General features: G+C 40.8%; 12 protein-coding genes. 1 reads left to right on the top strand and 11 read right to left on the bottom strand.

The window, feature by feature from the left end; genetic code table 11:
* Positions 1–1,283: 1,283 nt before the first annotated feature.
* The 11 genes from GVK91_RS16980 to GVK91_RS16930 all read right to left on the bottom strand — a co-directional run bounded on the left by GVK91_RS16980 (position 1,284) and on the right by GVK91_RS16930 (position 22,626).
* Positions 1,284–2,876, bottom strand: a complete 1,593-nt coding sequence (locus tag GVK91_RS16980; RefSeq protein WP_235032944.1) for a M60 family metallopeptidase — start codon at positions 2,874–2,876, stop codon at positions 1,284–1,286.
* A gap of 54 nt (positions 2,877–2,930) precedes the next feature.
* Positions 2,931–3,719 carry a hypothetical protein gene (locus GVK91_RS16975; RefSeq protein WP_159730405.1) on the bottom strand — a complete coding sequence of 263 codons (789 nt, stop codon included), beginning with the start codon at positions 3,717–3,719 and terminating at the stop codon, positions 2,931–2,933.
* Positions 3,720–3,842: 123 nt separating this feature from the next.
* The gene (locus GVK91_RS16970; protein WP_159730403.1) at positions 3,843–4,910 is read right to left on the bottom strand and encodes a DUF5007 domain-containing protein; all 1,068 of its coding nucleotides are present in this window, start codon (positions 4,908–4,910) and stop codon (positions 3,843–3,845) included.
* A 17-nt stretch (positions 4,911–4,927) separates the two neighbouring features.
* On the bottom strand, positions 4,928–5,623 hold the full coding sequence (locus GVK91_RS16965) for a hypothetical protein (RefSeq protein WP_159730401.1): 696 nt from the start codon (positions 5,621–5,623) through the stop codon (positions 4,928–4,930).
* Positions 5,624–5,633: 10 nt separating this feature from the next.
* Positions 5,634–7,154, bottom strand: coding sequence for a RagB/SusD family nutrient uptake outer membrane protein (locus GVK91_RS16960; RefSeq protein ID WP_159730399.1), 1,521 nt, complete (start codon positions 7,152–7,154; stop codon positions 5,634–5,636).
* A gap of 11 nt (positions 7,155–7,165) precedes the next feature.
* Positions 7,166–10,339, bottom strand: coding sequence for a SusC/RagA family TonB-linked outer membrane protein (locus GVK91_RS16955; RefSeq protein ID WP_159730397.1), 3,174 nt, complete (start codon positions 10,337–10,339; stop codon positions 7,166–7,168).
* Between the two features lie 248 nt (positions 10,340–10,587).
* Entirely contained in the window at positions 10,588–12,810 is a 2,223-nt protein-coding gene (locus GVK91_RS16950; RefSeq protein ID WP_159730395.1) for a glycoside hydrolase family 16, read from the bottom strand.
* A gap of 13 nt (positions 12,811–12,823) precedes the next feature.
* Complete coding sequence (locus GVK91_RS16945; protein WP_159730393.1) at positions 12,824–15,559, bottom strand: glycoside hydrolase family 2 TIM barrel-domain containing protein; 2,736 nt, start codon at positions 15,557–15,559, stop codon at positions 12,824–12,826.
* A gap of 9 nt (positions 15,560–15,568) precedes the next feature.
* Entirely contained in the window at positions 15,569–17,491 is a 1,923-nt protein-coding gene (locus GVK91_RS16940; RefSeq protein WP_159730391.1) for a 7TM diverse intracellular signaling domain-containing protein, read from the bottom strand.
* A gap of 162 nt (positions 17,492–17,653) precedes the next feature.
* Entirely contained in the window at positions 17,654–19,534 is a 1,881-nt protein-coding gene (locus tag GVK91_RS16935) for a RagB/SusD family nutrient uptake outer membrane protein (protein ID WP_159730389.1), read from the bottom strand.
* 14 nt (positions 19,535–19,548) lie between these two features.
* The gene (locus GVK91_RS16930; RefSeq protein ID WP_159730387.1) at positions 19,549–22,626 is read right to left on the bottom strand and encodes a SusC/RagA family TonB-linked outer membrane protein; all 3,078 of its coding nucleotides are present in this window, start codon (positions 22,624–22,626) and stop codon (positions 19,549–19,551) included.
* 451 nt (positions 22,627–23,077) lie between these two features.
* Here GVK91_RS16930 and GVK91_RS16925 point away from each other — a divergent pair, with 451 nt between their 5' ends.
* The gene (locus GVK91_RS16925; protein ID WP_153848040.1) at positions 23,078–23,626 is read left to right on the top strand and encodes an outer membrane beta-barrel protein; all 549 of its coding nucleotides are present in this window, start codon (positions 23,078–23,080) and stop codon (positions 23,624–23,626) included.
* Positions 23,627–23,638: the final 12 nt, after the last annotated feature.

Genomic DNA, 23,638 nt, shown 5'->3' with positions numbered 1-23,638 from the left:
CATAATCAGAATTCTTTTTTTATATCTCTGATCTTGGATCGAATTGAACTAATTCTTGAATTTGTTCATGACTTTCGTTTGTCTACTCGTCACGCTTACATGATTGTGTTTTCTTAAAGAACTTTTCTCGCTTCAACTTCCGTATCCGCTATATTCCGATGGCATTGCGCCGTCTTTATCTTTTTTGTTTTTCCCTTCGTTTCCGTCGGGACTGCAAAGGTAGAAATCTTTTCTGAACTTCCAAAAACTTTTTAAAGTTTTTTTTCTTTTCCCTTTTTTCGATTTCCGCGTTTAAAATAAACTGAACGGGATTTTAAATCCTGTCAGGCTTCTCTTAAACCCTTCTTTTTTCATGATTCCCTCTTTCGGGGTAACCGTTCCTCCCTTGCGGAGTGGTGCAAAGATAGGGAGTTTTAACAATCACTTCCAAGCCTTTTGTTCTTATTATTTTCATTTCGCCCTTAACTGCCTGTAACGGTGCGAGATTCTTTTTGTAAAACAGGTGATCGGAGGGCCAGGATGGCAGATCCGGCCCCCAGATTGGGCCTTTGGAGAACCCCAGGTCATCATATAGAGTATGGAGACAGGCTTCGCATCGGATCTATTACCAATTTCGTTCAACTTTTGTTCCTAATTAAAAGGGGTATTACAGGGGGATAACAGGGGGTTAACAGGGGGTTAGCAGGGGTGTACCCCCTATTAACCCCCTGTTAAAGCGGTGCTATAGTGCTGTTAATTACAAATCAATATTCAATTTGAACATAAGCAACGCAACAACAGAGCTCCGCAGCGTTTAATACCATCGATATACATAATAGAGATAGGACGTGACAGCGAACCGCAACCGCAGCGGAATAGAGGATGGCGGAACCAGTCTAAAGTAAACCTTGATCAATTCTCATTTTGGTATAGCTTTTACTCAAGGTTTACTTAGGGTTTAGTTAGGGTTTGTTTAGGTATAGCTTAGGTTATACCTAAACAAACCCTAACTAAAAGCTAACTAAATACCAATTAAAATCTAGCTTAAAGAAGAACTAAATAAAAGCGAATAAATAGAACACTACACAAATAGCCCTAAAAGTGTCCCAGCATCCAACCAGAATCGCCATGATATAGGCATTTTTGGAGGGTTTATGGGATTAAAGAAAATGAGCAGGAGAAAGCGTTCAGCTTGTAAAACGTTTAGAATAACGACTAAGTTCAAAAGACATAACAACCAAACAAAAGGCTCCGAATCAATTTAGATGATTCGGAGCCTCAGACATTATTATAGTTTACATTCTCTAGTCTCTTAATGCTGTAAGATCAGCCTTAGGCTTGGGCAAGTTCATGTTTTTAATTGCCAGGCGGCAGGCATCAACCATTTCCTGCGTCATGGTATAGGTATACTTTCCATAATCGTCGTATTCCAACGTACCAACAAAAAAGAATCCGTATTTATCAAAGAAATCCGTCAAATCCAATTTGGCCACTTCGCAGGCTGTTTTAACAAAATTCAGCTGATGAACGGCAGGATTGCGCTCTCCCATCATTCGATCGGAGCTCCAATCTGAACGCTGTCTTCTGGGTTTATTCATATTCTGCTGACGGAAGGCTTCAAATAGATCCGCATAAAAATCGGAACGTTTTCCTTCGCCCTCAAAATAGAGCTGTAACTGCCAAAAAGGAATCAAACGATCGAATACATCCGGATCTGACAAATAAGAAATTCGCTTTTCAATAATATTGGTCTTCGCTTTTTCAAAATTGTTCTGTTCTGAAACCCGAGTTTTATTACCAAACGAACGTGTTACGTATAAGGAGAACAGGTTGTTGCTCACTTCACCCAAGCCACCCCAATTAAACATTGGACGTGTCTGGTGTACGTGGCCCACCTCATGACTGAAACCCCAACAAGGATCCCCTTTAATCACCGATTCTGGCGTTACCACCATTTTCATCGCGTAACCAACTTTATCACCCATATAGGCAACACCATCTCCATCACGGAACATGTAATAATTATAGTTCACCCGCGCCAGAATACGATTTTTAGGTACTTTATTATACTTCTCCAGTCCCATCAATCGATGTTGCCTATACACCAGCGAATCATAATTACGAATTAGCTCGACGCCTTTTCCATAAGCATACTGTTTCAATGCCTCTATTGGATAAGCGGTCTGAATATGCTCGCCTTTTGCATCCATAATCGGGAATACAGCATGATCGATCAGACTATCCCATTCCTTATTCCCCTGTTTTTTAAGATCAAAGTAACCGTTTACCTGCCCTGTCGGAAAATGAACACTAATCGGGTTTTCCTTTTCAGGTTCTTCCGAGAAATAATCGATATAAGCTAAACTTCCGTAATCATCGAGCTGGATAATGTTCACGCCATTCTGCAATCTGAATTCCTGTTTTTCCAATCCCCAACCTTTCGGGTCTTTTGTAGGATCCTGCGGATTAGGGGCTTTTCGCAACCAGTTGGGTACAACAAGGTTTACCTCTTTACCAGCTGCAATACCGTCCACGATAACAATATGCTTCCCTTTGGGAAGATACACACCGGTCATATTTTCATATTTACTGTAACCGTCCCCAATACTTAAGTGATCTCCTAATGTTGTCGGATTCAACAAGGCATAATAAGTTGCATATTTATAATCCTTATTATAGTTGCCATCAAGTATAGACTGCGCAACCCTGCGCAGGGTAGTATCAGCAATCTGATTGAGCTGTTTTTTCTTAATCCCCTTTTTTAGTGTTAATGCCAGAGGATCTTCGAATACAGAAAGATCGGCATAGGTTTGTTTAAAATCCTGAGCGGTTTGAGCTTTTAGATTGACGGTTAGTATAAGACCTAACCCGAAAGCGATAAATTTTCTTTTCATCATTAATTTAATGTAATATAAAAATAACCAATAGACCACCGCAGCAATTAGGACAATTTACATCGCTAGCGTTGATGCAAAGAATAACTCAGGTGTAAAAACAAGTTTGTCATTACATTGAATTGCGGATTTAAGTTCATATTCTGTTGTAGGCTTTAAACCAACAATTCGTACAAGAGTAAGTTTTCCCACACCAGTGAAATAAGCTCCTATTGAATTTATTGGATCCGTTTGACTCCACTCTTGATTAGATCCCTTTTCTCTATATAATACTACTATATTTACATTAATTTTATTATCAGTTGGATATAATACAAATAACTCACCATCTTCCATCCATAAATAGCTCCCGTTTCTATCAATGACAGAGGGAAAACTGGGATAAGCCAATGTTGGGGGATAAGTGCATGATGCGCTTCCTCCGGACTGAGAAATATTCAATATTGCTGTTTTTGTAATTGGGGACATTGCGGATCCCGTCTTGGATTGATAAGAAACGGTAGCTACAACCGTATAGCTAAATCCCTTAATTCCATAAAATATCGCATTTCCTCCTCCGGCACCCAAAACGCTATTCATAACAGTTCCGTCTGTCCCATTACAACTAACGCTCACCTCAGTAACCACATAATTTGGATCAAAGTTGCTTAGACTCACATTTGCCGTAATAGCCGTCCCTGTACTTGATGCTTGCAAAGTAACTGTTGGCTGCGTAAGCTGATTAGCCTTTAAAACTTGATTTGGAGAATCTACATTTTTAACAACATCGTTAACATCGGGCTTTGAACAACCTGAATTGATACCGATCAAAACACATAATAGAATAAGGAAATTAAAATTTTTCATAAAAATTTAAGTTTAATTAAAAAATATAAAAGGGTTATAATTTTCTGTTAGCAAAAAAAGGGAGAGTATTATTTCACACTCTCCCTCTCAATATATTCAGTTATAATCTAAACACAACGCTTCCTACTTCGCTGTGGGATTTTTCGTCGCTTTTAAATGTAGCTCATAAATATACTTTCCGGCTTTGTAAATCTTCGTATTAAACCTTATGTTAAGTTTAACAGGTTGATCATAAGTCAAATACTTCATATCCGTTGGCGGGTTCCAGTTTTTAGTATCCGCATAGTCTATTGACTGAATCCATTTTGATTGGATTCTGTAATAGCAGTTGATACCATTCGACTGACTATCCCAATATACATCCGGGAATCTCACCTGCGCATAATCGTAGACCACAGCAGTATCTGTAACTGTTGTTTTATAAGCAAAGGTCGCTAATGTTTTAAGGAAATCATTGCCAGATGGTCTTCTGTCCAAAGCACTACCAGGAAATAATGCTCCATTTTTGTCGTAAACTTTCAATACAATTTGATTTGGACCGTCTGCTACACGTTTAATATTTAAGGTCAAACTAGTACTCTGCCCTTTGGTCTGATCAATCCATTGATCATCATAGGGGAAACGGATACCTGTTTCGCTATTTGCCTCAACCGCGATAAAGTAAGGAACATTTTCATAGGTATATTCTTTTACCGCAGACAACTTGATTGTTGTTATATTCTTATAATCTTTTGTACCCTTTGGATTTTGAACGCGTATATCGACCTCATATTCTCCCGTAGGTACATTATCTGTCGCTTGGGTAAACATAAACTGGCCGCTTTTTTCTAAAACTGTAAACGGCAGTTTCTTCTCTATACCTCGTTTACTATTAATCAATTCAAGTGTTGTATCTGTTTTCGGATCATATTTCTCTTTCCAAACAGTAACGTCATATTCCTTAAAAAAAGTTTCTTCTCGCTTGCCAGTTGCTTTATTACGGACATCCAAAAGAGTGACAGTAAACGGCGGCGTTGAAGCATCTGGGATAATTCCAGTTGCTATATAGAACGTTCCTTGATCTACAGCAATCGGATTTGATCCATAACGGATATTGTCACTTAGGTAACCAACTTCAATTTTCTTACAACCTGCATACATTAAGGATGCCAATACACCGATGTATACAAATATTTTATATCTATTTTTCATATCAATACCAATTAAATTTATCTTCTAAATGCCCAAATATGCTGGTTGTTCAACACGTGTATTATACCTGTTGTTGAAATAATGCCCGACGTCTGACAGAGCAATTTGGTGTCATTCAGATTTGCTTTTCCTGAAGGATCAGATAATAAGCCATTTTTCATGACATCACGCTCGCCATAGATCTTGGTTAAATAGAGCAATTTAGGTCCTTGAGAAATGACACCATCCTCCAAATAATCATCACTACTTGATTTTTCCAAGGTCACCAAGAGTTTTGTCATTGGTTCCTGTGTCTGAAACATAGTTCCCGTTTCGGTTAAATTATCCCGGACGATACGATCAGAGAAAAGATAAACACTCATCGTGTCCTGGAGCATTTTTTGTGGATAATATTTAAACAATGAATCCAGATTAAAGTTAAGTCGTTCATCCTTTTTACGCCATTCATTCTGTTTCGCTAACAGGAAATTACGAATGGAATAATTTGTTGGGACAAAAAAGGTTCCCGCGCTGTTTACTTTATCTTTTAGTCCAGCTTTATCGATAATCATCAAGGTCGTATCAAATAAGTGCTGTGGATGCGATTTCAAGAAATCATAGGTTGTCATATTGACATGTGGATCACTTACGCCACCATCTATTACCGCTTCTTTTTTACAACTAAAAATTGTTACCAAAGCAATAATACTTAAATATATAAATGTATTTTTCATGTTGATTCGCTTAATATTTACCCATCCAATAAGGATTCTGTGAGATTAATCGGTTCGAGTTTAAAATGCTGTTCTCGATTGGGAATAGATAACCTTTTTGTTCCATACGCGTAGCATCCATACTCCAGGAAGCCAACTGCACGAAAAGATTATTATTTTTCGTTTTCCAGGCATTTCGAACAATATCAAAGTAACAATGACCTTCACCAATCAATTCACGTTGTCTTTCTTTCAATATATCACGCTTTAGATTTGCTCCACCGCTGCTAATCATGGTTTTGGCACCTGCTCTGCTTCTGATCGAATTTACAGCTGTCAACGCTTCACCATCCTTTCCAAGCGCATTTAAAGCCTCCGCTTTTAGCAAGATCATATCGGCCAATCTAAAAATCACCAAATTACTTTCAACCCTAGGATCCGAGTTTGTCGCCGCATTTTTGTAGACAATATCAGAATACTTCATCAGCGAATTATTTTGCGAATTGGTGATATTTCTAAAGAAGTCAGTTCTTCTGGTATCCCCATCTTCCTCCTTACCATACATTTCCTCTAATTTTGTATTTGTCACATAATAGACTGGAACCAACGACGGCATATTTACGTATATACTACTACTTACCGTAATAAAACCCACTGCTCCTGAAAATACCCCCATCCCTTGATAAGACGCAGATTCATTTTCCGCATCCTTATTTGTAAACACGAATATGTTTTCTTTCGCGCTCGCTTCCTTAAAAACGTTTCGGACATTTCCTTTTGTCTGCAATGCGAAGAGATCTGGACGACTGATAATAGAGTCCGCGTATGTTACCGTTTTCGCGTAGTCATTTTGCCAGGCAGTCGCATGTGTTAACAAGGCCAAAGCTGCAGCTTTATTTGCCCGACGACGACCAAGCCCGTCAACCCCTTCCCAAGTCAATAAACTTGAGGCTTTCTGCGCATCACTAACAATAAACTTCAAGATCTCATCGGTCGACGTACGGCCAATCAATACAGCCTGATCAGCTGTCTCCGTTGGTTCAGTTTGTAAAGGTAAGTCACCCCAAACCCGTGTCATATAGAAATAGGAAAGTGCACGCATAAAATATGCTTCACCAAGAAGGTAGTTTTTGGTTCCAGCTGAAAATTTATCTTCCGAAATGTCCGGAATCCTCTTGATAATCAAATTAGCTTCATTTATGACTCGGTACCAGTTTGTCCAATTAAGCCCGCCCCCTTCTCGATAGGGCAATTTAAAGCTACCACTCGTATAGATATCCGAATGCAATGTACCCTCGCTGGTTGTCAAAATTCCAACAGGGGTATCTCCCCATGCGAAAAAAGCTTGGTTCGTCACCATGGCTTTTCGGAATAAACTGTACATTCCCAACGTAGCACCCGTAAAATCCTTTTCATTCTTCCAAAAGGTATCCGCATAGGTATCATTAATTAAATTATTCTCCAATTGCTTGTTACATGATCCTAGAATCATAGCGGAGAAAAGAGTCGCGACTACTCCTATCTTTTTATATGTTATTTTTAAAATCTTCATATTGCTAGCTATTAAAATTCGAATTGAACACCTAAAGTATACTTAGATGGCAAAGGGTAGCCGTCACCATAATCAAAGCCTCTCGCATCAACCATTTCGGCATCTACACCTGAGAATTTTTGGAACATGTGAACGTTATCCACTGTACCATATAATCTGAGTGAATTAATTCCTAAACGATTCATCCAAGGATTTTGACCTTTATTGAAACGATATGCTAAGTTGATATTTTTGATGCGCACGTACCATCCTGGCTCCATAAACATCGATTGACCGGCTCTCCAAGCATACAATCCCATATATGGATTTGCCGCAGGGTATCTAGCCATATCGCCTTCTTGTCGCCAAAAATCATACTTGTCTAGATCTCCGATCGATGCTTTAGATAGGTCTTTAGGATTTCCGTAGAAGAATCCATTGGACATACGGCGCGCAAAAGTACTGTTGATAATATCTCTTCCTAAGGTAAAAGTTGTTAAAACTTGTAAAGAGAAACCTTTATAGGTGAAATTATTGATAAAACCACCGGTCACTTTAGGATTGGGATCGCCGAAAAAGGTCATATCATTTTCACCAATGGCATCTGAAATTTTGTAATCACCATTCACATCCACCCAATTTGGATATCCCGGCTTAAGTGTACCCCATTTTGTTGCGCCTACCGCTCCAGTGTATGGGTTTACGATAATATCATTGGATGAACTAATGGCTCCATTCACAAGATAACCATAAAACATGTTCAGGGGTTTACCCACAACATATACACCTTGATCATAATATAAGTCTCGGTTACCATTAGGCAATGCTGTGACAACATTCTTGTTAAACGATAAGTTCAGTTGCGGAATCCATTGGAATTCTTTACTCTTTTCAAATACTTTTCCCTGGATATTAATCTCGATTCCTGAGTTCCGCACTCCTGCAGCATTCGTAAAAGTTTGCAGGTAGCCTGAATACTCTGGTATCCAGATTTGCAACATCTGCCCTGTCGTTGTTCTTACATAGGTGTCAAAATTGACAGTAAGTCTGCCCTTTAATAGGTATGCATCAAATCCAGCATTCCAAGTATCTGATTTCTGCCAGGTGATGTTATCATTGGTTATACCTGAATAGTTTGGAATAATTGCTGTGCCACCGCCATAAGTATTTCCAGAATTTCCTGGATAAGATCCGTCTCCGGCAACAAACGCATTATAGCGATCATTATCACCGATGCTACTTTCATCACCCGTACGTCCCCAGCTAGCACGCAGTTTGAATTCATCTACCCATTCTTTGGATTCCATAAAAGGTTCTTCCGAAACAATCCATCCAGCACCTACCGATGGGAAATATCCCCATTTGTTATTCTTACCGAATCTTGAAGAAGCATCCGCTCTCCATACGGCATCCAACAAATATTTACTTTTATAATCGTAATGAAACGCACCAAGGAATGACAACTTCGCATAGGTCGATTGATCAGAATATCCATTTAGGTTTTGAGAACTCACACCTTTAATCACTTGAATATTGTCATTTGGGATATCCTTTCCTAACAAATATAAACCCTCATTTTTACGCGTCTCATATTCCTGAACTGCCGTAGCCGTGAAGTTATGTACGTCATTTAAGGATTTTGTCCATAGTAAAGAGTTGGTCAACAAATATTTTCTGTACTGGGTATAAGTCGATTTCGCATAGGCTAGACCATCAGTATTTAAAATAGATGGTGAAGCAAAATCATTTTTTGCCGTAGAATAGTTAATAATACTACGTGTGCTCAAGCGGAAATCTTTTAAGAAGGTATATCTTAACTCACCGACTCCACTTAGGTCCACATTAATATTATCGTTGCGCTGATAGTCATAGGGATTCACAATACTATTGATATCGTCTTGACTCATACCCAGCAATGACGTTGGCATATCCACTGGATTGATAGCAAAAACATTACGGTATCTATTAGTTTTTAAGAACTCCGTACTGCCTTTACCGTCCATGCGTCTGTTTGTTGAAGCCTTGAAGTTGGTCAGAAATTCCAATTGCTTCGTGATATTAAAAATCAAGTTACTTGTAAAAGAGTAACGCTTTAGACCAGTACTTTTTACAATTCCTTTTTCATTATACATCCCGCCGCTGACCCTATAGTTTAAATTCTCGGTAGCCCCCGAAACGGAAAGGTCATAGTTTTGTACGTACCCAGATTGATAAAATAAGTCCTGATAATCATTGTTATTGTTAAATGCTGGATTCAAACTATCTGTCAATAACTGAGGTATTGTTTGAAGTTGAGCATCATTCGCAAACTTATAAATCAATTCCAGTTTCTTTCTTCTTTCTGCCGCACCGATCAATGTAGCAACTGTTGCAGGTTTAGTCACATATCCTTGATAGGTATTTAGGCTAAATTTGGGACGCCCCAGCTGACCACGCTTTGTCTTGATCAAGATAACACCGTTGTTCGCTCTCGCTCCATATAGCGCTGCTGCCGATGCATCCTTCAAAACGTCAACAGACTCGATGTCATTGGGGTTTAGACTTGCAAGAAAGTTGGTTCCAGTAACATTAAAACTTTTGATTTCATCTTCTGATGTAGGAATTCCATCAATGACATACAATGGGTTACTCGTCAAATTGTCCGCGTCAAAATCATTATTCGAGCGAGGAATATTAGTATTCCCGCGAATGACCAAAGAGGTCTTCATTCCAGGTTGTCCGGTGAAGTTCTGCACGTTTACTCCAGGTAACTTTCCTTGAAGCAACACGTCGATACTAGCAGCAGGAAGATTCTCAATATCTTTACTGGTGACGCTGGCAATCGAACCGGTACTTTTTTTACGATTGATTGTTGTATATCCTGTCACAATCGCCTCTCCGAGTTCGTTACTTGATTCAACTAGATTCACTGAGACATTTTGCCTCCCTCCTAGGGCTATCTCCTGCGTCTCAAACCCTACGCTTTTAACAACCAGAATATCATCTGATTTGGCCTGGATTTCAAATGTTCCTGTACCATTGGTTGAGGTGACAGTTTTTGTATTATTTTTAATAAAAACCGTTGCTCCAGGGAGAGGTCGGTTATTGTTTAAAACTTTTCCCGTTATCTTCGATTGTGCAAAAGAAAATAACTGAAAGAGCATTAGGCTAAACAGAAGCGGGATTATTCTCGTCCACTTCCTTTTGGTGTAGATGTCCATTTCCATAAATTGGGTTTGGTTTATAGTGTTCTTTTCAACACTAAAATCTTCCAATTTATCAATATATCAAAACCTCGATTTTACTAAAAATGGTGCTTTTGAAAACACAATCGATTGCGTTTTGTTACGCAATCGATTTCGCTATTTTCAAAATGTTAAAAAATCTTAATTTTTTTGTAACGTAAAAAACTTTTTCCATAAAACGTACTGTATTTCGTCCATCTATGCAGTGTAATTCCTAAATCAAATTCTCATCAAGGAAACTCCACCACATACGTCCGGTTATCGCGCCAGGTATTATAGGTACTTTTTCCAACTTGATTGATCACATAGCCATAGCCGCGATTGGGACCACTGGACAAGCTGTTGTTACAGATATGTTTGAGTCTTACACCAGGTTTTACCGGTACTTCCACCGAACTTTCAATGCGAATCGGATTGACCAGCACATCATATATCCCAAAAGCATAGGCCTCATGTTGCTGTACCGCATCGGCAACTTTATAGGCCGCATATCCGTCACGCGTTCCATGCTCACTTCGATAGGCCGCCTGATTCGGCGCATCGTAAGGGCTTTCACATTGAAAGAAATAGGTGCGGCCATAATTACCGGTCCAATAGGTTTGATACTCCTGAAAATGTTCATTGAACAAGGCATACATGGTCATATAGTCTCCATTGACCACCAAGCCATTGCGTGTCGTATTAATATCCCAGCCAACACTGCCCTTCACCCCATGATCGGCACGCCATATCCAAAAGTGATCACCGATCACATCATTACTATTGATAATAACCGATTGGTCTACATGAACTTTGTCGGCCCGAAATCCGCCAATACGTAGAAATAGATCTGCCAGCAGGGTTGGGTTACTGTCATGTCTTATTCCGCTCTTTTCCTGCCCGACCTGAATCAAACTATGCGAACTATAATGCGCATCAAACATCAATGAGGCAACAGTGACACCTGCAACATCATCAACGTCTATTGCCGTCTGCGGATTTGCCGAGCCGGGTATCAATGTGGCCAACCCAAGTCCAAGTATGATGGTATTGGCCTTGCTGACATGAAGGGGTTCGGATAACTCATACATCCCAGGTGTAATCAGCAAATGCTTGCCATTCCCTAACTGTCGGTTCATCTCCGCCGCTGTATCGCCGGGTTTGACAACATAAAAATCCTTCTCCACATCAATAATATCTCCCGCCCCCATATTGTCCCGTGTATAGGATACGCCTGTATGATTATGCTTTAGCGCTGGTCGAAACACCTTATAACGTCCATCTCTGTCAAAAAACACAAAGGGCTTTTCACGAATCACGGGTGTTGTTGGAATGACTGTCACGTTACCCCCTGTTGCCCAATTATTTTGATAGCTATTCTTATCAACAGAAGGTCCAAAATCGACCCCCTGAAAACAATAATTGTATTTAATTTCTTCAAACTCACCTCTTCCTTTGTTTAGAAATGAGTTTCGTGTATACCACTGCTGTTGATTTTTGGAGCCTGCCGCTGCCTCAAAATAGCAGTCTGCGGTATAACCACCACTAACCCATCCATTTGCCCATTGATTGCGCACCGCCCGTGTGGAATAAATACGACGCAGTGGGGCCGCTTGGGAAACCGCCCATTTAAATGTTTGCTCTTCCTCATAGCTCTCCGGACCAATGACAGACAGATTCTCAGCAGCACGCCAGAATGTACAGGTCCCATTCCCATCGGCAAGATGAGGCGGCGTGTGTATATTTGAAATCGCAACATCATAAGGTACTTTGCCCAATCCAGCAATCTGCACATAAAAAGGAATCTTCAATAGTCCTGCCTCTTTGTAATCTCCCGATTTGAACAGCAATGCATAACGATTGGGACTAAATTCTTTTCCAAACATCTTTTCATGGAGCTGATTGACTTCATTGCCGACACGCGCCTTATTATCTGTTGGACTATAAACAAACGTATTTTCACCAAACAGCTGGAGTTCTAGACTCAAACGTGCAACAAGCTCTCCTTTTACGGTCTGGATCTCATAATAATAGTCGTATGGACTACCATCGAGCACTTGATCCACAAATTTGGGCTGCGTGACTTTGGCAATAGTTTGATAATCGCCCAACCTGCCCTGGCTCCGTCGGATAAGAAAGGGCCCTTTTATCTCTTTATCGGTCAGCCGTTTACTAAAGTTAAGGCATATTCGCCCCTTTTGTATGAAGACTTCTGGACTTCCTTCCTGGGATTTATCTTTCTCAACAGCGGTTTGTGCCCTGGCTTTTGCCGCAGTCTTTTTCCTTAGGCCATTTGGTCTTTCCGCTACCTCACTTAGATCAGGTTGATGTACCACAACGGCGGCTACTGTAGTTCCTTGCGCCCCAGTATAGGCTGGTTTAATTAGATTATAGTTATAGCTTGTTCCTGCAAGGACGGGTTGTATCATCAACAACGCTATAATAGGCTTAATATAGTTTCTAAATGGCTGCATAAGTTTTATTTTTTTATGGGTTGACTGACTGGTTTATCTTTTTAAGTCGGATCGCATTCAGCATAGGTTCACCTTTCTTAGGAATAAACGAAATCACTAAGTTACCATCGTCGTGCACTTTCACCTGAAATTTTCGACGAAGGATCCTAAATGCCCCGGCTTCAAGCAACACATTTAAATCCGTAGCAAGCGCATGGTCTCCAATGCGAATGTCAAAAACGCGATCTATCCCATTTTGCTCCTGTTTCTTCTCTCGCTGCTCGAGATCATATAAGAGATTTTCCTTGTCATTCGGGCCATCCAATTCGGCAAAAAATAATTCGACCTCGTAATTGCCATTAGGCAGATCAAATCGGTAGGATTCCAATCCCTGCAATTGTGTCTGGAAGAGCGGATCGTCTTCTGTACCTCTAATATTCACATCGGTTCCCAGGTTTTCACGGCCTGTATTTTTTAGACGATATTTCTCGCCATTTAAATAGCCCCAGCTTCCCCTTTCATAAGGCTGGTCTGGGAACCACCGATTTCCCATGGAGTCAATGTATTCTCGATTGTCGCCAACATTGATGCGGAGTTCTTGCCAGTCTTTATCCTTCTTCAGATCATAAGGCAATACCTCACAATCCATTACGGTTTCATCGATAGAACTTAATTTTCCGTTATGGAAAGCCTGGGCTTTCACAGTGTGTAATCCACGGCTTAGGTTTACAGGCCATAATATCATCCGATCCACAGGCTTGCTTACGCCCAACGACATACCATCCAGCAGGAGTTCCACCGAATCAGCATTACTGAATATGGGCAGCTTTAGCCATCCGGATCCTATTAATGCTCGGTCCGGTTCAGTCCTTACAGCCCATTTTTTTCCAAAAGTACCTCCTATTTTTACAAAAGGGACTTTCTTGAGATAAGCTTGATATAGAAAGTAGCTATCCTTCGCTTTCCGGTCCCAGGTCAGCAATCCTTTGGTATTGATATGTGGCATGCTTTCCTCCCTGGTCTCCGAATTAAAATCGGATAAATTCCATGCCACCCCGCCAGCGACAAATGCTTTCTGTAGGATATCATTGAGATAGCCCTGATGGTACCTAATAGCATATTCAATACTTTTGTCGAAACGAACTGGTTTATCCGAATGTATTCGATAGTCGGCATCTGCTCCATATTCGGTTACCAATAAAGGTTTCTCGGGCAGCTGTTGATGAATATGTTCTAACTGCTTGCCAAAATCTGCAATTTTACCACCATACCAGCCCGGATACAAATTCCAGCCCACAAGCATAGGAACCTTGGTCAGCCCCGTCCGATGATAGAGATCAAAGTTCCCATGATTGGCGATCATCGTATAGCGTGTAGAATCTTCTGTTCGTGTGAGCGTTTCCAGTTTTTCCGCCAATGATACCACTGATTTAAAATATTTTTCCTGACGTTCTTTATCTTTTGGAAAATGGGGCCGAAGAAAGATTTCGTTCATATAACCCCAGATAATGATACTCGGATGGTTAAAATATTGTCTAATCATCTCCTTCTGCATCTGAAAGCTATGATCGGCAAAAGCAGGGCTTTCCGTAATCTCGTTTACAAGCGGAATTTCCACCGATGCCAACAAGCCCAAGCTGTCACAGGCTTTCAATACGGCAGGATCCTGCGGATAATGTGCCACGCGCAGGAAGTTACCACCCATCGCTTTTAATTTCACAAGATCCTGTACTTGTAGGGTATCGGGAACAGCATTGCCCATACCTTTAAAATCCTGGTGTCGGCTGGCTCCTACTAATTTTAGTGGTTTCCCGTTTAAAAAAAAGCCTTTTTCGGGATGGAATGAAAACCAGCGGAAACCAACGGAATTATCCAGATGATCCAGCTGTCGGCCCTTGGAATCATAAATCCGCGTTATTAAACGATACAAGTACGGCAAGTCTGGCGACCACAATCTTGGGTGCTCAATTTCAGCCATGTTCAATTGGAAATTGTTCTGTGAATGAGGTTTCAGATTTTCTTTCTGCTGTACTTTTTTTACCGCCACCCCATCGGCATCCACAAGCGTAGTTTCAATCACAATAGCTTGTTGTGATGCTGAAGCATTCTGAATAGCTCCATCAAGATTAATTGTCGCATTTTCTCGGGAATCAACTTTTGCATTTACGCGCAAACCACTACTTCCGTAAACAGGATCTGCAAAATGGATCTGATCCAACAGCAGCAAAGACACTTTTCTGTAAATACCTCCAAAAAAAGTAAAATCGCCACTTAATGGCGCGATATCCTGATTGAAGCGATTGGTGACCTGAATGACTATCGTATCTTTTCCATTTACTCTTCGATTGAGATAGTCTGTAATGTCGACATTGAACGCCGTATAACCACCAATATGTGCTTTCACCTGTTTACCGTTGACAAATACGGTTGCTTCCTGATTGGCGGCCCCTACATGAAGTACTATTCGTTTAGTTTGCCAGGCGGTTTTCCAATAGAGGGTGTTTTGATATTGGGTGGCACCACGATAATAGCCAGGCGTATCGTCCATGACATCAGCTATATTCCAGGTATGCGGTAGATCAACAATCTCTTCCCTTTGTTTTTGTTTAACTATACGGTCTGTGGAAGATTCCTCCTTCCTGAATTTCCAGTTTGACGAGAAATCAACTGAAACTCTTCCATCTAGTACGGTTTGCGCATGTACGCTCGAAGAGAAAAATAGACAGGCTATATAGCCTAGGCTGATGAGTTGTTTAAATATAATATTCATGTATAGCATTTATGTTGGTCGATCCAGTGCGTGCAGCACCAGTCTTGTCCAACCTGATTTTTCATTTTTTTTATGTTTTTTACCACTTGTTGTCAGGATGTCTTTTACCTTGCTTGCATAATTCCAGCAGGTACTCTGCCGAATACCCAATTTCTGCGAAAGCTTATAGGAAGAGATATCGCCCTGATGGAAATGGACGAGATAAACCAGATAAAAAGCTTTATTAATTGGAATACGTACGTTTTCAAAAATCGTATTGTTCAACACAGATTCTTCATAGGTACACTTGGTGCACCTTCGGCTATAGGGTGTTTTACCGACACAGTAGTTATCGTACCCACATTTTATACAACGGTATTCTTTTTTCCATTTCAGCTCGGACAAGACCTTATAACAGGTCTCCTTATCTGGATATTTTACCCCAAATTCTTCAAAATTCATTTCCTTGGAAAGCACCCGATCATCGGTAATCCGTTCAATATTGGTCTGTAGGTTTTTATTATCCTTTGTCAACAACTGGTTCATCCGGCCAATCTCTTCCGACTGAGCCCATAACAGGCTATTCATCTCTTTCAGTTCGCGATTCTGATCGTTAATAATTTCGGATTTTTCAAACAGTTCTTTTGATTTCTGTATCACTTCCAGCGTGCGTTCCTGCACTTTCCGTTCAAGATCTCTGTTGTGTTTCTCCTGGAGTTTCTCGTTGATCTGCATCTGTTCAATAACTCTCTTTTGCGCCCGTTCTTTCTTGCTTTTCAAGAGCCGAACTTTATCATGAATTGCGAATGAGAGAAAAGTCATCTCCAGTACAAAACCAAATGTGATGCTATAATGCCCGATCGAACTGGGCAGGAAACGCGCATAGCCCAATACATAGATTACCTTCATTACAAAGCCGAGGAAAAGAAACGTATAAGCAAGTACGAAATACCGGGCTGGACGATAGTTTTTCTTCCAAAGCCATATCCCCGAAAAAAAGGCAACTGACAATGGAACGATCTCAACAAATTTGTAGATAAACCAGTTCTGGTTAAAACTTAAGCAGTACAGAAAGAATGCTATTCTCAAAATAATGACCAGATCCAACAAACGATTCAATTTAGGTTCTTTTTCCTTTACATGCAGTAAGGATTTCGTAAATAACAAGGCAAAAACGCTGACACAGCAGACAAAAACTGCTGTTGCGTATTGATTGAACCAGGGATTTTCGGGCCATAGATACTGAAAAGCAATACCATCCGAAGACATCTCGTATAGTCCTACACACAAGATATAGAGGACATAATACAGGTATTGACGTCCTCTGACAGCAAAATACATGAGTAAATTGTTGAAACTAAACAGAATAATCATCCCATAGAACAGGCCGAAAGTAAAATATTCAGTCAGCGTATATTGAACAAAACGATCTAGCGTACGATAGACCAAAATTACGTTGACCATCTGTCTTGATCGTACCTTAAAATAAGCCTCATAAGTACCTTTCTGCAATGCAGGAATTAGAAATTCAAAATTCTTGTGCATAAATTGCCTATTCTCGAAATCGATCGAAGCGCCGGCCTGATAATGTACAAAACCGCCAGTTCCATTTGGAATAAATGCTTCCACCATGTCGGCAGTCTGATCGAACAGTTCGATAATCCGGTCACGGGATATGTGTTGATCAAAAGACATTCGCACCCTAAACCAATAAGTTGAGGATCGGTTGAAATTTTTCGGATAGTATCGCTCATTAGGTTTAAATTGTTCTGCGTATTCCGGTGATCTTAATTCTGCAAATGACAGGGCATTGGTACTATCTTCGATATAGTATACTTCTGTGGTCTTAAAAATATGTTCGGCTGTACCGGGCAATAGCGCAATAGGCTTTTGACCAAATAGCAAACCCATTTGAAATAACAATAGCAATAACGCAAATCCGCGTATTCTCATCCTTTTTACAGTATACATAGCTCGTCTCACCTCTTTCTTTTGGTTATTTATGACCGGATAGGCATTCGTATTTGGATACGGATCCTATCCGGTTTTTAGAAGGTCAAAATAACAAAATTATCAGAAAGCTTATAGTGCTCATTTACGACCTGACCATCGCAGCTAATCAACAATCTTATCGAGCGGCGGCACATTGTTTTCTGCGCCGGCATAACCTTGGTTTTGATTGATCATCCCGTTGGTATTAAATCGTTGCGCGGATGCAGGTACAGGCCATAGCACATGGTATGGAGCAATCTCATAATGTACCCCCTGTACAGTAGGAACCTTATCGCGATAGAAGGAATTTTTTTCAATAATACGGTCGTAGAAGAAATTGTTTTGTGCGAAGTTGGCCATGCTATATGTTTTGCCATTATAAGCAGGGATGCCGGTCTGTGCAAAAATATAGGCAATACGTGTCAACTCTGATTTACGTGCTTCTTCCCAAAAGAGTTCTCGTGCCCTTTCATCCAATACGGTACCGATAGTAACTTTTGCCGCATTTTGCAGTAACGCAGCATTTGCTCTTCCCCGAACGGCATTGATATCTGCCATAGCCTGTGCCTGCTGGCCCTTCCATACGTAGGCTTCTGCACGCAACAAGTATGTTTCAGCCAAACGGAAGACATACCAGTCCGTGTTTGTTCCACGCGGTGGATTCCAATTTGGATCTTCGGCGAATTGATTGGTTGAATTGATGAAAACCTTATAATGAGGCCATCCAAACCAGTGACGAATGGTATCCAACGAACCATTGGTAAACACTTTATTGATATTTTCTTTTGTAAACTGTTGGATCGGCTGACCATAAAGTTTACTGATTTCGGGGTCTTTTGAAGCTTTGATTGCCGGATTATTGTAAACAAGATCCGTCATATCCATCCACATTCCCTTTGCATGGCGGTAATCTGTCTGATCTGTCCATATTTCTTTGGTACTGTAGTACGTACCGCGATAGCGACCAATGCCACGACCATACATACGTGTCAATGGGATCTCTGCACTCACAGCATCGACAATAGCTTGCAATCCGCCTTGTGGGATCTTTAAGTTGGCAAAATGCCAAGCTGGAACGGTATTCCGCATCAGCTGTGAACCAAGATCCGTACGGCCTTGCAGCGTTTGTCGATCAATCACCAGGAATAAAGCCTCTTTATTTGCAGGGATTGCTTTGTTGTCCATGCGGTGTAAATCCCATACGACATTTTTAGATTGGTCTGCCGCGGTGCTACCAAAGCGGTTTTTCATCAGGGTGTATTTACCACCGTCAATAACTCTACTGGCAGCAGCAATAGCTCCGTCAAAGTCTCCCAATGCCAGATCTATCTTCGTCAACAGGTGATTGACTGCCCCATTTGTCACTTCCCCTTTATTAACACCATCTTTAACCCAGAGCTGTGCAAACTCCAGGTCTTCTTTCATCTTTTTAAGAATAACCTCTCTTTTGGTTGAGTAAAAATCATATTTCGGAGCCGAAAGATCTTTCAACTGTAGCGGTACATCGCCAAATTCGTGTACCAATCGATAATAAAAATAAGCGCGATAGAAATAAGCTGCGCCCAAGATTTCATTTTTCTGAGCCTCTGAACTATATGTTGGGCGATCGATATTACTAATCACCGTATTTGCCGACCGGACTGCAGCGAAAAAATTGGTCCAATACCAACCAATTTTATTGAAGTCGTCACTATTGAGGTTGGCATCTGGTGTGATCAAAGAAACAAGGTTCTGAGCCGGTGTTGCCTTGTCTGTTGTTCCTTCCACAGCAACATCCGAGAAGATAGATTCGGTCAACATGGGTGCAGCATCACCAAAAAATTCGCCCCGTGCAGCTTTACCCAAAGCGTTCAATACACCCTTAAGAGCATCGACATTGTTTAGATTATCCGGAGAGTACTGCGATAGCTGATCAGAGTCCAAAAAGCTCTTTTTGCATCCATGGACAGCCAACAAGGTGATTGACGCAAAAACGGCAGCTACTTTTATATTTATTTTCTTCATTTTCTTCGTTTTGATTAAAGAGATACATTCAAACCTAGTGTATAATATCGCGGCGTAGGACCGTCATTCTGCGGATCCCAATAGTTCCAAACCGGTGCATATACCGCAGCATTGTTGACGTTCATATACACTTTCAGGTTTCTTACTTTAAGTCGTTCTGACACCGTTTTCGGCAGGGAATAGGCCAGCGATATATTGTTCATACGTATAAAACTATTTTTCCAATAGACATTGAAACTCGTTCCGTTCGCGCCGCTTCCTAAGCGCGCATAGTCGTTGCTCGGATTTTCTGGAGTCCAATACGGTTGAACGTAGGACGTTGAACGCATAAAGCCCACACTTCCGGGATTGTTCTTCGCCTGATTAAATTGTTTTTTCTGACCCCAATTAGAAATCAATTGAAATGAAAAGTCGAAGTTCTTGAACAGGTTAAACTCATTCCGTAAGGACCAAGTAAAACGTGGGGAAGTGTAACCTATAAATTGCTTGTCTTCATCGTTATAGACATAATCACCGTTTACATCTTCTAATTTGAAATCTCCGGGACGTATACTTGCTTTTGTATACTTTTTAGCCTCCTCGACCTCATTTTCCTGCCATACGCCCAATACTTTATAATCCCATATTACATCGATATCCTGTCCTATAAACCAACCGTTACCGGGGTCGTTATTTGGTGTTGCAAGACGTGAAATCTTATTTCGGTTCAAGGAAAGGATAAAATTGGAGTTCCATTTAACATTTCCGTCGACAATATTGCGACTTGTCAAACTGACTTCGAGTCCTTTATTTTTCACTTCAGCCAAGTTGGAATAAACAAATTGGTAACCTGACACACTGGAAAGCGATTGTTTGACCAAAAGGTCATTTGTCCTTTTACTATACACATCTACTGAGCCACTGATTCGATCCTTGAAAATTGAAAAATCCAATCCTGCATTGAGTGAGGTGGTTTGCTCCCATTTGAGATTTTCATTTCCCATTCGGGAACCGACCACAACTGTATTGACCTCAGCCGGTGTACCGTTGGCGTCGACAGTCTGGTATTTATTGACCGTCAGTTGCGATAAAGCGGCATAAGGATCGACAGTTCCATTATCAGGATTACGAAGATCTCTGTTACCGTTGATACCATATGAAAGTCGAAGTTTACCGAAATTTAGCCAGGAAAGGTTTTTCATAAACGATTCTTCGGAGAAGGTCCATGCTCCAGCTACAGCCGGAAAAGTCGCTCTCTTACTATTGACTCCGAACACAGAGTAACCGTCCCTACGCACCGATAAGGTCAAATTATAGCGATCCATAAGACTATAATTAACCCGTGCCATCAGGGCGTCACCGGTATATACTTTATCCTCGCTATTGACAGTAGGCAGATTACCACTGGCTAGATTATGATAGCCAAGATAGTCCCCGGGAACAAAACCTTGATTGGCCGCCTGCGTCCACCAAGTTTGATATTTTTCAGAATTTGCCAAAAGGGTTACATCCACACTGTGGATTTCAGCAAATTTCCGGTTCCATTTCAGGAGATTATCGATCTGCCAATTATAACGCGTTTCCTGATCACGACTTGCCGATCCACCAGTAATAGTCACATTGGGATTTGCAGAAGAGTTATGGTTGAAGGTACGATACATATCAATACCGGGACTAAAGTTGAACTGATAAGTAATACCAAAAGGCAAGTTAACTTTTGCAAAGAGACTTGCAAAAAGGGTATTCTGCTTGTTCATCCGGTCATTGTAGGTCATATTTAGAAAAGGATTACGGGCATTCAATCCGCTATCATCTGTCGGAATCCTTCTTAATGTACCATCTGGATTGTATTTATCACCATAGGGCGATAGATTTGTCAACTGTGCCCAGTCGGCCTCAATTGCTCCCTCGTCGCGATCAGCATATTGCACATTGGCCCCCATACGCAGAAAGTTCGTCACCTTACCTTCGAGATTCAATCGCGCCCGAAATGTACTGAATTCACCACCCTCGATCAGATTTTGATTTTTGTTATACCCAACCGACATGTAGTAATTGACATCTTCCTTTCTTCCGCTCATACTCACCGTATGATCCTGACGAATTCCTGTTCTAAAGATCTCATCATACCAATCTATGGTCTTACCCGCCATATAGTTGGCTTTTTCATTCGCCACTAGACCAAGCCTATCTAACCAAATATCTACTGGATCCAAATCTTTATTGCCCCCTGAAAGCCATTGATCAAATGTCACGTCGGAAGGGAGGTTACGCGGATCGTCATAGAAATAGGATGGCCTTGTACCACCAGCGCGCCCCACATCTGCTCGCCATTTCAGAAAACCAGGGCCATCGTAAACACGTTGATTACGCGCTAGGGTAGCTAATCCCCAGTTGGTATTCGCCGTCAACACGGGTTTATCGCTTGTTCCTTTTTTGGTGGTAATGGCAACTACCCCTGTAGCAGCTTTAGCACCATAAACAGCCAATGAGCTCGCATCCTTCAGGACATCTATGGTCTGTATGTCATTGGGGTTAATATCAGAAAGCTGCCCATTGTAGATAATCCCATCCAATACGATCAATGGTGAAGTCGAGGCACTGAGCGTGGTTTTACCACGCACCAATAGATCTCCGCCTCCTTTCGCAGAAGTATTTTGTGATACGCTAAGACCTGCGATATTCCCTTTTAGCAGATCCGCAACACTCTGCGGGTTCTCGTTTTCAAGCTGTTCAGCTTTTACACTTGCAATGGAGCCCGTGACATCCTTTCGGGAAGCGGTTCCATAACCGATGACAACAACTTCGGTCAATTCGGTATTGCCCGAGTCCATGGTTATATTCAACGTTGTCTGTCCATCGACGTCCTGCTCCTTATTCAGAAAGCCCACACTTGACAATACTATCGTAGACTTAGGAAAGACAGCAATAGAAAACCTCCCCTGGTCATCCGTTGTCGTTCCCCCAGAACGATTTTTCAGTTTGATAGATACTTGTGGAATTGGCTTCCCTTGGCTATCCACTACAGTACCGCTGACTGTCCGATTTTGTGCATTTGCCATATAGGTACATGCAAGTACACTTGTAATCAGGAGCGTTAATTGTTTGGCCATAATTTATGGAAATTTAGCGTTCAAATAATTGTTAATTGGGTTATTTATGGAAGCTAAATTAATTCGATCAAATCAAAAAAACAACTAAAATAAAGTGTAAAGTATTGCAAATTAGATAGTTATAAAAAATAATAATACACTTAAATCCCAAGTAATTACATCCTTAACTGATTGATCTACACAGGTTATATCGAAAGGAAATAGCGATTATTAATACGGTATATCAACAAGCAATATTTTTTGATTTTTCTTGTCCACCATTTGGTCTTATTATTTTTAGCGCTCGCGAGAAAAACATAAGCCACAAAAGGCGTTGTTATGATTTACGCAAATTGCATCACTCAATCAAAATGCAGCCGTTCAGGTTTGTTGTATTAAAAAATAAAAAGAATCCCCCTTATTAGTCATTTAACTATTGAAATACTATATTCGCCATAAAAATAATTAACCAATGAAAAGAATATTTTTTATAATGCTTACCCTGTTGGGTCTGCAAACTGTATCGGCCCAAGAAACACCAACAGCGATCTCTAAAGGAAAATGGATGGTCGAAACGAATCTCTCGCCACTTACCGGCCTCTCTACTTCCGGCTTTAGCTTTTATTCCAACAATGGCGCCCGGCTCTGGTCTGTAGGCGGTGAAGCAGGTTATTTTTTCCAAGATAAACTAGCTGTCAAAGCAGGATTAGGTTTCACTGGTCAAAGGTATGCATTCGATTTTGATGGCCAAAAAATCGAATTGAATTCTACACATTCGTTTATTTATAAAGCGGGATTAAAATACTATATTATCAATCAATTGCCCGTGCAGATAGATCTAGGTGGTATTAATAGTGGTGGCGAGAATGCTTTCATTTTTGGAGGTCAACTTGGTTATGCCCTATTTGTAAAAGAAAACATTGCTATAGAGCCGGCAGTACGTTATGATCATGGCCTAAACGACAATGCCGATGGCATCAATGCTTTCAGCGCAAGAATAGGTTTTTCACTGCATTTCTAGAACAATTAAAAC

Source organism: Sphingobacterium sp. 18053, from assembly GCF_902706145.1.
In the GTDB taxonomy this organism is placed as follows: domain Bacteria; phylum Bacteroidota; class Bacteroidia; order Sphingobacteriales; family Sphingobacteriaceae; genus Sphingobacterium; species Sphingobacterium paramultivorum.
This window is presented reverse-complemented; position numbering and strand designations above follow the sequence as displayed.

Bases quoted from the DNA above. Each gene is read 5' to 3' on its own strand.
- GVK91_RS16965 (WP_159730401.1), bottom strand. From the start codon at position 5,623: ATGAAAAATACATTTATATATTTAAGTATTATTGCTTTGGTAACAATT.
- GVK91_RS16945 (WP_159730393.1), bottom strand. From the start codon at position 15,559: ATGAATATTATATTTAAACAACTCATCAGCCTAGGCTATATAGCCTGT.
- GVK91_RS16960 (WP_159730399.1), bottom strand. From the start codon at position 7,154: ATGAAGATTTTAAAAATAACATATAAAAAGATAGGAGTAGTCGCGACT.
- GVK91_RS16970 (WP_159730403.1), bottom strand. From the start codon at position 4,910: ATGAAAAATAGATATAAAATATTTGTATACATCGGTGTATTGGCATCC.
- GVK91_RS16935 (WP_159730389.1), bottom strand. From the start codon at position 19,534: ATGAAGAAAATAAATATAAAAGTAGCTGCCGTTTTTGCGTCAATCACC.
- GVK91_RS16930 (WP_159730387.1), bottom strand. From the start codon at position 22,626: ATGGCCAAACAATTAACGCTCCTGATTACAAGTGTACTTGCATGTACC.
- GVK91_RS16940 (WP_159730391.1), bottom strand. From the start codon at position 17,491: ATGAGAATACGCGGATTTGCGTTATTGCTATTGTTATTTCAAATGGGT.
- GVK91_RS16925 (WP_153848040.1), top strand. From the start codon at position 23,078: ATGAAAAGAATATTTTTTATAATGCTTACCCTGTTGGGTCTGCAAACT.
- GVK91_RS16955 (WP_159730397.1), bottom strand. From the start codon at position 10,339: ATGGAAATGGACATCTACACCAAAAGGAAGTGGACGAGAATAATCCCG.
- GVK91_RS16950 (WP_159730395.1), bottom strand. From the start codon at position 12,810: ATGCAGCCATTTAGAAACTATATTAAGCCTATTATAGCGTTGTTGATG.
- GVK91_RS16975 (WP_159730405.1), bottom strand. From the start codon at position 3,719: ATGAAAAATTTTAATTTCCTTATTCTATTATGTGTTTTGATCGGTATC.
- GVK91_RS16980 (WP_235032944.1), bottom strand. From the start codon at position 2,876: ATGATGAAAAGAAAATTTATCGCTTTCGGGTTAGGTCTTATACTAACC.